Source organism: Streptomyces sp. NBC_00572 (assembly GCF_026341815.1).
Lineage (GTDB): Bacteria > Actinomycetota > Actinomycetes > Streptomycetales > Streptomycetaceae > Streptomyces.
The window spans coordinates 843,126-856,690 of the sequence record NZ_JAPENX010000002.1; the positions used below are offsets into that span (position 1 = coordinate 843,126).

12 protein-coding genes are annotated in these 13,565 nt (G+C 71.6%); 9 read left to right on the forward strand and 3 right to left on the reverse strand.

Translation table 11 applies throughout. The features are described from left to right. Positions 1–5: 5 nt before the first annotated feature. Positions 6–1,322: a hypothetical protein gene (locus OG514_RS35970; RefSeq protein ID WP_266902012.1), complete on the reverse strand. Its 1,317-nt coding sequence runs from the start codon at positions 1,320–1,322 to the stop codon at positions 6–8. Positions 1,323–1,906: 584 nt separating this feature from the next. Between OG514_RS35970 and OG514_RS35975 the strand changes: the two genes are divergently transcribed. The 6 genes from OG514_RS35975 to OG514_RS36000 all read left to right on the forward strand — a co-directional run bounded on the left by OG514_RS35975 (position 1,907) and on the right by OG514_RS36000 (position 8,844). After that, a complete protein-coding gene (locus OG514_RS35975) occupies positions 1,907–2,320 on the forward strand; it encodes a hypothetical protein (protein WP_266902014.1) in 414 nt (137 codons plus the stop codon). Then, positions 2,317–4,215, forward strand: coding sequence for a GMC family oxidoreductase (locus OG514_RS35980; RefSeq protein WP_266902016.1), 1,899 nt, complete (start codon positions 2,317–2,319; stop codon positions 4,213–4,215). The genes OG514_RS35975 and OG514_RS35980 overlap by 4 nt, the downstream gene beginning before the upstream one ends. Further along, entirely contained in the window at positions 4,212–5,099 is an 888-nt protein-coding gene (locus tag OG514_RS35985) for a hypothetical protein (RefSeq protein WP_266902018.1), read from the forward strand. The genes OG514_RS35980 and OG514_RS35985 overlap by 4 nt, the downstream gene beginning before the upstream one ends. A 204-nt stretch (positions 5,100–5,303) precedes the next feature. Next, on the forward strand, positions 5,304–6,980 hold the full coding sequence (locus tag OG514_RS35990) for an FAD-dependent oxidoreductase (RefSeq protein ID WP_266902020.1): 1,677 nt from the start codon (positions 5,304–5,306) through the stop codon (positions 6,978–6,980). Then, a complete protein-coding gene (locus OG514_RS35995; RefSeq protein WP_266902022.1) occupies positions 6,977–8,494 on the forward strand; it encodes an ATP-binding protein in 1,518 nt (505 codons plus the stop codon). The genes OG514_RS35990 and OG514_RS35995 overlap by 4 nt, the downstream gene beginning before the upstream one ends. Beyond that, the gene (locus tag OG514_RS36000) at positions 8,491–8,844 is read left to right on the forward strand and encodes a UBP-type zinc finger domain-containing protein (RefSeq protein ID WP_266902024.1); all 354 of its coding nucleotides are present in this window, start codon (positions 8,491–8,493) and stop codon (positions 8,842–8,844) included. The genes OG514_RS35995 and OG514_RS36000 overlap by 4 nt, the downstream gene beginning before the upstream one ends. 30 nt (positions 8,845–8,874) lie before the next feature. On the opposite strand, the gene OG514_RS36005 is transcribed toward OG514_RS36000, so the two are convergent. Then, a complete protein-coding gene (locus OG514_RS36005; protein ID WP_266902026.1) occupies positions 8,875–10,098 on the reverse strand; it encodes a saccharopine dehydrogenase family protein in 1,224 nt (407 codons plus the stop codon). A 190-nt stretch (positions 10,099–10,288) separates the two neighbouring features. Here OG514_RS36005 and OG514_RS36010 point away from each other — a divergent pair, with 190 nt between their 5' ends. After that, the gene (locus OG514_RS36010; RefSeq protein ID WP_266902028.1) at positions 10,289–11,017 is read left to right on the forward strand and encodes a TetR/AcrR family transcriptional regulator; all 729 of its coding nucleotides are present in this window, start codon (positions 10,289–10,291) and stop codon (positions 11,015–11,017) included. Between the two features lie 239 nt (positions 11,018–11,256). Continuing rightward, complete coding sequence (locus OG514_RS36015) at positions 11,257–11,646, forward strand: VOC family protein (RefSeq protein ID WP_266902030.1); 390 nt, start codon at positions 11,257–11,259, stop codon at positions 11,644–11,646. 100 nt (positions 11,647–11,746) lie between these two features. Here OG514_RS36015 and OG514_RS36020 read toward each other — a convergent pair whose 3' ends face one another. Further along, positions 11,747–12,724, reverse strand: coding sequence for a GNAT family N-acetyltransferase (locus OG514_RS36020; RefSeq protein WP_266902032.1), 978 nt, complete (start codon positions 12,722–12,724; stop codon positions 11,747–11,749). A 53-nt stretch (positions 12,725–12,777) separates the two neighbouring features. Here OG514_RS36020 and OG514_RS36025 point away from each other — a divergent pair, with 53 nt between their 5' ends. Next, a complete protein-coding gene (locus OG514_RS36025) occupies positions 12,778–13,452 on the forward strand; it encodes a TetR/AcrR family transcriptional regulator (RefSeq protein ID WP_266902034.1) in 675 nt (224 codons plus the stop codon). Positions 13,453–13,565: the final 113 nt, after the last annotated feature.

The following is a 13,565-nucleotide window of genomic DNA, read 5'->3' on the forward strand; positions in this document are numbered from 1 at the left end:
CGCCCCTACGCCTGCGTCCGCACTTCGTCATCGGTGCCGGCGTCGGTGTCCGTGTCCGTGTCCGAAGGCTCGGCCGCGAGGAACCCGGTCACCGCGAAGGCGACGAGCAGGCACAGGGCGAGACCGACGACGACCCAGCCGGTGGGGTGGTCCCACAGGATGTAGACGAGTACGGCGATCCCGACCAGGATCCAGGTGATCCACTTGCGGTGGCGACGGACGAACGGGCCGACCGGTCCTGTGCGCAGACCCAATCCGTCCGCCGCGCTCCGGGTGGCGACGATGCCGGAGTTCCAGATGCGGCGGGTGACGACGGCGGGGCGGCTGGGACCGGTGAGCCAGGCGGCCAGGGCGAGCACCACGCCGAGGACGATGACCATGCGGACCGTGGTGCGCAGGAAGTGGATCAGCGCGTCGTAGACGGACTCGGCCGCGGGCTGGGAGACGGTGTCGGGCAGTGCGTTGAGGTAGACCGTACGGAACACGGTCAGGCCGACGCCGAGGACCAGGGCCGCGAAGGCCAGGCCGAGTGCCGAGGCGATCAGGGTGCGACGGCGGTGGGTGGAGAGCAGGATGCCCGCGGCGATCAGCAGGAGGGCGAGAAGGGGCAGCCACACCCCCATGATCTGCAGCAGCCGGAAACCGGTCTTGACCTTGCCGATGTCGTCGGACTTGACGACGGTGAAGTCGGTGTGGATCTCGGGGATCTTGCCGGCGACGGTGAGCCCGGAGTCGACCAGCCGCTCCTTGACCCGTTCGATCACGGGCGCGAGGTCGACGGTAACGGTGTCGTTGTTGATCTGTACGGCTCCGTCACCGCTGCCCGTCAGGGCGCGGACGAGCGAGGTGTGGATCGCCCTGTTCGCGTCGGTCCAGACCGTCTTGAAGGCGTCCGAGGCGACGACCTCCTGCGTCTTCTCGTGGACGAAGCTGCGGATCGCGCTCTCCAGCGATCCGCCCAGCTTCCCCAGCGCCTTGGCGAGCAGCGGGCGCTGGTCGGGGGCGACCCCTTCCAGGAGGTCCTGCAGGTCGATCTTCTCCATGACCGCGCCCGTCACCCGGTTCGCGACCGCCACCTGCACGTCCTCGTCGGAGGCGAGCGGGGCGACGGTGGAGACGTACCGGTCGGTGTCGCCGACGATGTCGGCGGTCCAGGAGGCGACGATGCCCAGCGGGGCGAGCAGGCAGCCGATCACGATCAGGACGGCGGCCAGGAACGAGCGGCCACGATGGCGCCGGGGCGCGCGGGCCGCGTCTGCTTCCAGTGCGGCGATCCGGGCTCGCAACGCCGCAAGCTCGTTCGTGCTCTCGTCGTCCGGCACGGTTGCCTCCTCGCAGTTGGACTCAGACAAACCCTCCCGCACCGTTCCGGCCAGGCAGGGTGGACAAACGGGTGACTCGGGAAGCCTCCGGCCGACGCGCGGAGCGCGGGCGCGGGCGGCCGCCCGGGTACAGGCCGGCTCAGGCGCGGGCGGCTCAGGTGCGGAGAGCAGTCGTGCCGAGAGCGCGCTGCGACCACCGGTACCCCCACGGCATGCGCCTGTTCGGCCAGCCATCGTCCGTAGAGGACGCTCACCCGCGCTGGATGGTGCTGTGGCCCCTCCTCCGGCTCACGCGCCAGGTAGTGGGAGACCAAGTGCGCTTCGCTGTCCACGACGGGGACGTCGTACCGCCGCGCCAAGGCCCGGCTGGCCCGGGTCTTGCCCATCCCCGACGCACCCCCGACGACCAGCACACGCCAGCCGGGGAGTGCCCGCTCCTCTTCGTCGCCGCCCACCCGGGAACTCGGCCCATCCGTGCGCGGCCCTCTCCGGGGGAGCGCCCAGGGGTAGCGCCCAGGGGCGTGATCAAGCCCTTCATGGGGCGCGGCGCATGGCCCGGCAAGCGGCGGGGCACCGATGCCCGCGTGCCCATCACAGACGAGACACAGCGCTTCACCGCCCTGTCGGCGCGGCTGACCGGTTTCGACGAAGAGGACCTGGCGGCCACGGGGCTGACCGATGTGTACCGTGCGGTGGCCTCGGAGCGGCTCGGCCCCCGGCGATACGGGCGGCTGCTGCGCGAGGTGCCGGCATGGCCGGACGATGTCGTGGACGGGGAGCTGAGACAGGCCGCCCGGGAGGTGACCTATCTCTGGTACACGGGCAGTTGGCCGGGGTCACCGCCGTTCGTGGTGTCCCCGCGCGCCTACGCCGAGGGCCTGGTGTGGAAGGCGGCCGGCGTCAGGGCTCCCGCCACCGACCCCGGGGGTTACGGAAGTTGGGCCGCCGCGCCCGACCGTTCGGGACCGGGCTCCACGGCCGAGGGGAGCGGCCCGTGACGCGATACGACGTCATCGTCGTGGGCGCCGGCGTCGCGGGCTCGCTCGTCGCCCACCGGATCGGTCGGCTCGGCCGACGGGTCCTGGTCCTTGAGGCGGGCACAGCAGGCACGGCGGGTACGGCGAGCGCCGCAGGCCCTCCAGACGCCACCGGCGCGGCAGGCCCCGGCCACGAAGGGGAACCGGCCTCGGACCCGCCCAGCACCGGCTTCCCCTTCCGGCCCCATCCGGCAGCCCCCTGGCCCGAGGTGTCGGATCTGGCCGGCACGGACGGGATCCCCGGGTACCGGGCGTCCGGTCACCTCCGGCAGGACGGTCCGCTCCCGTACGCCAGCGGATACGTCCGCGTCAACGGCGGCACCGGCAACGTCTGGACCGGCCTCGCGCCCCGGATGCTCCCGGAGGACTTCGACACGGAGCCCTTCGGGTACGGGCGGCGGTGGCCGCTCACGTACGACGAGCTCGAACCCCACTACCGGGCCGCGGAGGAGGAGTTGGGGGTGGCCGCCGACGCCGACGAGCAGCGCGAGCACGTCGGGCTGCCCTTCCCCGACGACTACGCGTTCCCCATGCGGGCCCTGCCGGCCGCGCGTCTGGACCGCGTCCTCTCGGCCCGCCTCGACGGGCGGCGCGTGAAGGATCCCGTGGCCCGGCGCGAGGTCGAACTGAGGGTGGTCGGCACCCCGCACGCGCGCAACGGCGTCCCGGATCCCCGGTACGACGCAGGTCGCGGCTACGTGCCGCGCGGCCGGGACGGGCGGCCGGACCCGGACAGCCGGTGCGTGGGCAGTGCGAGTTGCATCCCGCACTGCCCCTCGTACGCGAAGTACACCCCGCTCAAGACGCAGGGGCGCTGGAGCGCGACCGTCACGCTCCGGGACAGGTCCGTGGTGAGCCGGGTCCTCGTCGACGCGAGCGGGCGTGCCACGGGCGTGGAGTACCGCTCGTACGACGGGAAGGTGTCCGTCGCGCACGCCGACGTCGTGGTGCTCGCCGCGCACGCCGTGGAGAACGCCCGGCTGCTGCTGCTCTCCGGGCTCGCCGACCGCAGCGGCCAGGTCGGCCGCAACCTGATGGACCATCCGGTCCTGCTGACGTGGGGCCTGCTGCCCGAGGACGCCGGGCCGTACCGGGGCCCCGGCTCGGTCTCCGGCTTCGAGGGCTTCCGGGCGGGCCCCGCGCGCCGCCTGCGGGCGCCGTTCCGCGTCGAGTTCGGGACGTGGGGCTGGATCTGGGCGAAGGGACCCGTCGACACGGACGTGCATCACTTCCTCGCCGAACGGGGCCTCTTCGGGGCGGAGTTGCGTCGGGCGGTCGGTGACCGGATCCGCCGCCAGTTCACCCTTCAGTTCGAGATGGAGCAGAGCGCCGACCCCTCGAACCGGGTCACCCTCCACCCGCACGAGCGCGATGCGCTGGGCCTGCCCCGCCCCCTCGTCACGTACGACCTCGACGAGCACGTGCGTGAGGGGATGGTGGCGGCCCGGGCGGTCTCGGACCAGATCTTCGAGCTGCTCGGCGCCGAGGACCACACCGACTACGCACCGGTGGCGGCCTGGCCGGGCCGCTTCGAGCACGGCGGCCGCGCGTACGGATACCGCGGGGCCGGCCATGCCGCCGGCACCCACATCATGGGCGACTCCCCCGCCACCTCGGTGGTGGACGGCAGGCAACGCTGCTGGGACCACCCCGGTCTGTACGCGGTCGGCTGCGGCAGCATGCCCTCGGTGGCCACCTCCAACCCGACGCTGACCATGGCCGCGCTCGCCCTACGGAGCGCGGAGCACATCGAGGCGGACCTGGCGTCCCGCGACCGCCCGGTGACCCTCGCTCCCCCTCCGCCGCCTTCCCCGGCCGGCGAGACATCACCGACCTCCCGAGGAGCCTCCGCATGACCGCCCCACTGCCCCTGCCGCCCGTCAGCGATCCCTTCCGACTCCCTTTCCATTACGGGGCGTTGCACCAGGTGGGCATCGACTGGCTGGTCGAACCGGGACCGGTTCGCGAGCTGCTCGCCAAGCACCACCCGGAGCTGACCGCGGCCGCGTTCGAGGACGGGCGGGCGCTGGTCTCGCTCAACTACCAGCTGTATTTCGCGCAGTACGCGTTCGGTGGCGGCGTCACCCAGGAGATCGAGTTCAACGTGATCGCGTTCCCGAGGGGCGCGGAGGGCCGGCTGCCCCGCCTGAGCTACGCCCAGTACGCGCAGGGCTGGGACCAGACGAAACTGCTCGGCATCGCTCGCGTGCACGTCGTCTGCGACAACCCGTTCGCGATCAGGGCCGGGCGCGAACTCTACGCCGAACCCAAGTTCCCGGGCCGGTTCGAAGTCGGCCTGCCCTCGCTCAACGGGCCCGCCGGCGAGACCTGGAACATCCGGTGCAAGGCGGCCGCGATCGGCCCGGACGACACGCTGGGGGACGACCTGGGACCCCTGCTCGACATCACGGCGGACCTCGACGGCCTCACCCCCGTCGCCGCCAACTCCGCTCCGATCACCGGCTACGGCACCGACCGCGAGGGGCGCCTGCTGGCCGGCCCCATGAACGTCTACCAGCCGTACCGCTGGTACGACCTGGCCGCCCCCGAACACTCCGGCCGCGCACGGCTGGCCGTACACGCGCCGGAGAGCGATCTCGGCTCCGACGTCCTCACCCTCCTCTGCGACGGAACCGACGGGACCGAAGGGACACCGGCCGCGGGTGCCTGGACGTACCAGTCGCCTCCCGTGGCAGCGCACAACCGCCCGTACTACGTGCCGACGGGGCGGCGCCCCTGACCTGCGCCGGAGTGTGAGGGCCGGGGGCTCCCCCGCTGCGGTACCAGCCCCCCAGCCGTCGTCGCCGCGGTCACCTGGCAGGCCAGGCCGCTCTCGGTGCGTCGTGTGCCGGAGCGGCCTTCCGCGATCGAACATACGATGGGCAGGAGCCGGTGTCGGCAGCTCGTCGTGCCGGTCGTCCGGAGCGAACAGGGCGGAGACCGCATGGCACAGGCCACCGACGCGGCGCGGACCGTCATCCTGACGGTGGACGACGACCCGGGCGTGTCCCGCGCCATCGCCCGCGACCTGCGGCGCCACTACGGCGGCGGGTACCGGATCGTGCGGGCCGAATCCGGCGAATCCGCTCTTGAGGCGCTGCGCGAGCTGAAGCTGCGGGGCGACCTGGTGGCCGTGATCCTCGCCGACTACCGCATGCCGCAGATGAACGGCATCGAGTTCCTGGAGCAGGCCCTCGGCGTGTATCCGGGGGCGCGGCGCGTACTGCTGACCGCCTACGCCGACACGAACGCGGCCATCGACGCGATCAACGTCGTCGACCTCGACCACTACCTGCTCAAGCCGTGGGACCCGCCGGAGGAGAAGCTCTACCCGGTCGTGGACGACCTCCTCACGGCCTGGCGCTCCAGCGACTACCGCCCGGTTCCCGCCACGAAGGTGGTCGGGCACCGCTGGTCGGCCCGCTCCTCGTACGTCCGCGAGTTCCTGGCCCGCAACCAGGTGCCGTACCGCTGGTACTCCTCCGACGAGCCGGAGGGGCGGCGGCTCCTTGAGGCGGCCGGGGTCGACGGCCATCGGCTGCCCCTGGTGATCACGCCGGACGGCACCGTACTGGTCGAGCCCGATGCCCCTGAGCTGGCCGCCCAGGTGGGTCTCGCGACGACACCGGCCGCCGATTTCTACGACCTCGTCGTCATCGGCGGCGGCCCGGCCGGGCTCGGCTCGGCGGTGTACGGGGCCTCCGAGGGACTGCGGACCGTGCTGGTCGAGCGCTCGGCGACCGGCGGGCAGGCCGGCCAGAGTTCCCGCATCGAGAACTACCTCGGCTTCCCCGACGGCGTGTCCGGCGCGCAGCTCACCGAACGCGCCCGCCGACAGGCGAGCCGTTTCGGTGCCGAGATCCTCACCGCGCGCGAGGTCACGGGCCTTGAGGTGAACGGCGCGGCCCGCGTCGTACGGTTCTCGGACGGCTCGGAGGTCGCCGCCCACAGCGTGATCCTGGCGACCGGGGTGTCCTACCGGCAGCTCCTGGCGCCGGGCTGCGCCGACCTGACCGGCCGCGGCGTGTACTACGGCTCCTCCCTCACCGAGGCGTCCTCCTGCGAGGGCCAGGACGTGTACATCGTCGGGGGCGCGAACTCCGCCGGGCAGGCGGCCGTACACCTGGCCCGGGGTGCGAAGTCGGTGACGCTGCTGGTGCGCGGGGAGTCCCTGACGGCGTCGATGTCGTACTACCTGATCCAGCAGATCGAGGACGCGCCGAACATCACCGTGCGGCCCAGGACCGTCGTCGAGGCGGCGCACGGCGACGATCACCTGGAGCGGCTGACCCTGCGCGACGCCGGGACCGGCGCCACGGAAGCCGTCGACGCCCAGTGGATGTTCGTGTTCATCGGGGCGGCCCCGCTGACCGACTGGCTCCACGGGACGGTGCTGCGCGACGAACACGGCTTCATCCTGGCCGGACCCGACCTCACGCCGGACGGGCGGCCGCCGGCCGAATGGGCACTGGACCGGCCGCCGTACCACCTGGAGACCAGCATTCCCGGCGTGTTCGTGGCGGGCGACGCCCGCGCCCAGTCCGCGAAGCGCGTCGCCTCCGCCGTAGGAGAGGGAGCCATGGCCGTGATGCTCGTCCACCGTTACCTGGAGCAGTCATGAACGGCCGGGTCATGCCCTGCGACCAGCACGAGATCGCCTCGCTCTTCCTCTTCGAGAAGCTCTCGCCGGAGCAGCTCGGACGGCTGTGCGCCGAGGGGCGGGTGGAACTCTTCGGGCCCGGCCCCGTCTACACCGAGGGCGACCCGGCCGGCTGCTTCTACGTGATGATCGAGGGCACCGTCGTCCTGTACCGCCGGGTCGGCGGCGACGACGTCGAGGTGAGCCGCACCTCGCAGCGCGGGGTGTACGCGGGTGCCATGCAGGCGTACCTGGGCGACCGGGTGCCGCAGACGTACAACAACTCCATGCGGGTGACCGAGCCCACCCGGTTCTTCGTGCTGCCCGCGCAGTCGTTCGCGGACATCATGCGGGAATGGTTCCCGATGGCGGCGCACCTGCTGGAAGGGCTCTTCTTCGGCTCCAAGAACACCCAGCGCGCCATCGGCCAGCGTGAACGGCTCCTCGCGCTCGGATCGTTGTCGGCCGGACTCACCCACGAGCTGAACAACCCGGCGGCGGCGGCCGTCCGGGCCACCGCCGCCCTGCGGGAGCGGGTCGGCAAGATGCGGCACAAACTGTCCGTCATCGCCCGGGGCCCCTACACCCGGGAGGCCCTCGCCGAGCTCATCGAGATCCAGGAACGCACTGCCGAACGGGTCGCCAAGGCACCGGTGTTGAGCCCTCTGGAGGCGTCCGACCGGGAGGACGAGCTCGCCGACTGGCTGGAGGACCACGGCATCCCGGAGGGCTGGCGGATCGCACCCACCTTCGTCCAGGCCGGTCTTGACACGGACTGGCTGGAGCAGGTGGCGGCGACCGTGGCCGAGGACGTCCTGCCGGGAGCCGTCGGCTGGCTCAACTACACGGTGGAGACAGAGCTGTTGATGGACGAGATCGACGACTCCACCAACCGCATCTCCCATCTGGTGGACGCGGCCAAGCAGTACGCGCAGCTCGACCGTGCCCCGCACCGCGACGTCGACGTCCACGAACTCCTCGACAGCACCCTGCTGATGCTGTCCGGCAAGATCGGTCGCCGGGTGCGTCTGGTCAAGGACTACGACCGTTCCCTTCCTGCCGTGCCCGCCTATCCGGCGGAACTGAACCAGGTGTGGACCAACCTCATCGACAACGCGGTGTCCGCCATGGGGAGCACCGGGGGCGACGGCACCCTGACGGTCCGTACGGCCCGGGAGGGCGACCGGCTGCTCGTGGAGTTCCGCGACACCGGCCCCGGCGTTCCCGAGGACATCCGCAGTCGTATCTTCGACCCCTTCTTCACCACCAAGCCGGTCGGCGAAGGCACCGGTCTCGGCCTCGACATCTCCTGGCGGATCGTCGTCAGCAAGCACCACGGGAGCCTCCAGGTCGAGTCCGTCCCGGGTGACACCCGGTTCCAGGTACTGCTGCCGCTGACCGCCCCGGAGACCGATCCCGGAGCCGAGACGGAAACACAGACCGAAGCCGAGACCGAGACCGGAACCGAGACCGAGACCGCCGAGGAGCCCGCATGACCGAGACCGACGGAATCGACCCGAGCGCCCGGCCCAGCGGCGCGGGCTGCGCGGACTGCGACGCGGTGGGGGGCTGGTGGTTCCACCTGCGGCGCTGCGCCCAGTGCGGCCACGTCGGCTGCTGTGACTCCTCGCCGGCCCAGCACGCCACCGCGCACTGGAAGTCGACCGGGCATCCCCTGGTGCAGAGCTTCGAGCCCGGCGAGGAGTGGTACTGGAACTACGCCACCGACGGCCTGTACGACGCCGGCCCCGCGCTGGCGCCGCCGGGCGACCACCCGGCGGACCAGCCCACCCCGGGCCCGGCAGGCCGTGTCCCGCAGGACTGGCAGCAGCGGCTGCACCGCTGAGCACCAGACGGCGCCGATGCCGCGGCGGGCTCACGTCTGGTCGCGCAGTCCCCACGGAGACCCGTACGCGTTCAGCAGGTCGAGGAAGGGGCGCGGCGGAAGGGCTTCCGGACCGAGGACGCCCTGCCCGGCCCAGGCGCCGGTGGCCAGGAGTTCCAGGGCGACGACGGGGTTGACGGCCGTCTGCCAGACGACGGCCTGGGAGCCGTACTCGCGCATGGACCACTCGTTGTCGACCACGTGGTAGAGGTACGTCTCCCGCGGCGCGCCGTCCTTCGTGCCCTTCACCCAGGTGCCGGCGCAGGTCTTGCCGGTCATGCGCTCCCCGAGCGTCGCGGGGTCGGGGAGGCAGGCCGCGACGACGTCGCGCGGAGAGACGCGTACCGGCCCGTCCTTGCCGGGAACGGTCACTTCGGCGGTGGAGTCCAGGCCGAGCTCGTGGAGCGTCTTGAGCTTGGCGATGAAGTCGTCGCCGAGGCCGTACTTGAAGGTGACGCGGCGGGCGTCCACCCAGCGCGGGACCAGCAGCACCTCCTCGTGCTCGACGTTCACGCACTCCACCGGTCCGATGCCCTCGGGGAAGTCGAAGACCTCGGGCTCGCTGAACGGGGCGGTGGTGAACCAGCCCCGGTCCCGCTCGTAGACCACGGGCGGGTTGAGGCATTCCTCGATGGTCGTCCAGATGCTGAAGGACGGGGCGAAGTCGTAGCCCTCGACGGTCAGGTTCGCGCCGTCACGGATGCCGATCTCGTCGATCTCGTCGAAGAGTTCGTCGGCGGCGTAGCGGGCGAACACATCGGAAAGCCCGGGCTCGACGCCCATCCCGACCAGGGCGAGCCTGCCGCTCTCCTCCCAGCGGCCCGCCAGCGCGAACTGTTCGTCGCCGAGTTTCACACCGCATTCCTCGTACGGACGCTCCGGGTGGGGCGCCGACAGGGACATGGCCATGTCCACGTAGTGGGTGCCCGCCTCCAGGGCGGCCCCGAAGAGGGACATCACGAACCTCGGGTCGGTGGCGTTGAGCAGCACGTCGCAGTTCTGCTCGGTGAGCACCCGCAGGACGGCCTCCTGGTCGGACGCGTCCAGGCGCAGCGCGCTGAAGCGTCCGCCGCGCTCGCCCAAGGCCGCGACGGCGGCCTCGGCCCGGGCGGGGTCGTAGTCGGCGACGACCATGTGGGTGAGGAAGGCCCTACGGGCCGCGATGCGGGTGACAGCGGTTCCGACGCCGCCTGCGCCCACGAGAAGTACTCGCACGTCAAACACCTTCCTTGCGGGGAGGCGGACGCCTCCGGGCAGGGCTGATGCAACGGGATGGCACACGTTAAGGTCAATGCTGTTGGCATAAGGCGTGTCGCGGGCAGAAACCGGCGTACGGACCGGATGCGACCGCCGTACGGCGGAAGGCTGCCGGAGGACGACCGGACGACGAGAGCGGGTGGCGGGCGTGGCCAAGCAGGTGGTTCCGGAGGCGGCGCGCCGTCGGCGACGCCCCACCCAAGGCGGCACCGTCCTGTCCGAGGAGCTCTTCGTACAGGCCGCTCTGCGGGTGCTGCGGGAGCACGGCATCACCGGATTGACGGCCCGCCGTCTGGGTACGGCGCTGGGCACGGACCCGAGCACCCTCTACCGGTACTTCGCCGGGATGGACGATCTGACCCGCGCCATCGGCGACGAGTTGATGGGGCGGGCGCTCGACGGCTGGGAGGCGACCGGGGACTGGCGGGTGGATCTGAGGGCCCTCGGCCTGGCCGTCCACGCCTCGTATCTCGCCCACCCGCAGGCGGCCGTGCTCACCGCCAGCCGGGTGAGCGGCCGGCCCCGCGAGATCGCGGTGGACGAGGCGGTCCTCGGCATCCTGCGGGGCGCCGGGCTGTCCGATCCGGCGGCGGTCCGCACGTATCACGCGTTCATCGACCAGAGTCTCGCCTTCGCCGCCCTGGACGCGGGCTCGCTGGCCCTGACGGACGAGGCCCGCGCGGAGGACGAGGCGATGTGGCAGTCGACGTACGCGCGGCTGCCCGCCGCGTCGCATCCCCACATCGCCGCGACGGCCGGCCTTCTCGCCCGGAGCATGCCGTACAGCGCCTATCCGGCGGTTCTGGAGATGCTGCTGGAGCACACGGCGGCACAACTGGCGCGAACGGATCGCGCCGCGGGCACGGCAGGGGTGTGACGGCTGTCGCCCGCCGCGCGAAGCCCTCCCGGGGCCGCCCTGCCGGAGGGCCGGCCGCCGTCGACCTCCGTCCCGCCTGCGCCATAGACTGGGAAACAGAGCGATCGCCCCACGGGAAACAGCCACACGGGCAACAGTTAGCTGGACAGCACCGACTAGGATCTCTACGGCGACATCGCGTGCCGGTCACCGACCGGGTGCGGCATGGAGGTGTCGGGAGATGCCCTCGGAGGCATTCCTTGTCAGTCGAGTTGAACCACACGATCGTCCACGCCCGGGACAACCGGGAATCCGCGGAGTTCTTCGCGAACCTGCTGGGCCTTGAGATCACCGCCGAGTGGGGTCCGTTCGTCGCGGTCGGTCTGAGCAACCACGTCACGCTGGACTTCGCCACCATTCCCCCGGACAGGATCACCCCCCAGCACTACGCCTTCCTGGTCTCCGAGGAGGAGTTCGAGGCGGCGTACGTGCGGATCAGGCGAGACGGCATCGAGCACTACGCCGACCCGCACCGGAAGCAGCACGGCACGATCAACCACCATGACGGCGGCCGCGGCGTGTACTTCCTCGACCCGGTGGGTCACCTCATGGAACTGATCACCGTGCCGTACGGCGGCTGGACCTCGTAGGCGACCACGTCGAGGGCCGCATCCGGCGCGGAGTACGGCCCTCGACGACGTCCTCGATCTGGACCTCGACCTCGATCTCGCCGGGATCGGATCCGTGCGGTCACCCGGTGCCGGCGGCGGGCACGTCGTCCCAGGCCAACGAGGACATCCGCCATCCCGCCGGGGTCAGGAGGTACTGGGTGGTCTTGTGGCCGGAACCCTCGAACCACTCGCCGTTGTGGTAGCCGGACTTGCTGTACTCACTGAACCGGTGGGCGATCGATCCGAAGATCTCGGTGCGCGCGGAGACCTCCCGTTCGGAGAACTCCGTCAGCGTCCCGTCGGTGAGCATCCTCTGGCGGGGTTCGATGAACGCGTCGAGGTCGTAGATCACCGGTTCGTCTCCGACGTTCGCGATGATCCTCCCCTGCGGAATGAAGACGTCGCGGATGACCCCGAGGTCGGGCCGCCTGCCGCCGGTGTTGGTGAAGGCATCGACGAACACGCCCATCAGCCGGTCGAGTTCGGCCTGGACGCCCGACGCGGACCCCTCCCCGGCAGACGGCCACTCCTCGGAGAGGACCGACCAGACCTCGATGTCGTGCCGCACCCCTCGGTACGGAGAATGCCGGCGCAGCACACCGTCGCGCGTCATGCCGAGCCGGCGCGCGGCCCCGATGCTGCGGGCGTTGTGCGCCGCGACCCACCATTCGACCCGGCTCATGCCCCGCTCGGTGAAGGCCCAGTCGATCAGGGTCCGGCAGGCCCGGTTCACCAGGCCGCGCCCCTCCCCCGCCTCCTCGAGCCAGCAGCCGATCTCAGCCACCCCGGAGGTGCTGTCGAAGCGGGTGAACATGACGCCGCCGACCAGCGTGCCGTCCAGCCAGATGCCGAAGATCCCGCCGTTGTCCGTGGCCTGCCGGTCGGCGTAGCGCTGGAGGGTGGCCGTGGCGGAGGGCAGGTCGGTGCTGAAGGTCGCCCAGGGGATCCATGGGTCGACGCTGTCCCGCGCGCGGTCGATGTGGGCGAGGAACTCCGGCGCCTGCCAGGGCTCCAGGGGGCGGAGCCGGGCACCATCGCCGATGGGCAGAGTGAACATGTGAGCATCGCTCCCTCGGTGCGTAACAAGCGTTCGGTACGTAAGCTAGCAGCATGCCGCCCGCACCTGGAGACCGCGATGCCCGCCGCGAGGACGTATCCGAGACGGTGTGGCAGGTGCTCGCCGGCAAGGGGTTCGGCGGGCTGACCCTGCGCGCCGTCGCGACCGCGATGGGTGTCTCGACCGGGATGCTCATGCACTACTTCCCGACCAAACGGGCCCTGATCACGCACGCCCTGGACCTGCTGGAGAAGCGCACCGCGGAACGGCCCCGCCGGGCTCGCCCCGCCGCGGGCCTCGCCACCGTGCGCGTCATGCTGCTGGACATCCTGCCGCTGACTCCGGGCGACACCGCACGCAACCGCATCTGGGTCAGCTCCTGGGACCTCTCCCTCGCCGACGACGACCTCGCCGCGGAGCAGGCCGGCCGCTACACCCGGCTGCGCTCGACCCTCCTCCCCCACCTGGAGGCCGCCCGCGACCTCGGTGAGCTCCCGGCAGACGTCGACCTGGAACAACTCGCCGCCACCGCCGTCGCCTTCACGCACGGCCTCGTCGTCCAGGCCCTCTTCGACCCGACCCGGTTCCGCGAAGAGGCGCAGACCGCGATGCTCGACGACTTCCTCGCGTCGATCGCGGCGCCCCGGCCCGGCCCGGCACCGGCGGCAACCGGCAGGCCCCCGGCCACCGGTAGACCCCGACCGACGGTAGACCCCGGCTGCCGGTAGACCCCGTAGGCACGGCCGCGGCAGTCCACCTCGGCAGAACTCTTGCCGGGGCGGCTCCGCCTCTCTAATGTGAACCTTCAAATCCCGGGATCGTCTTACAGTTGGCCACTTTG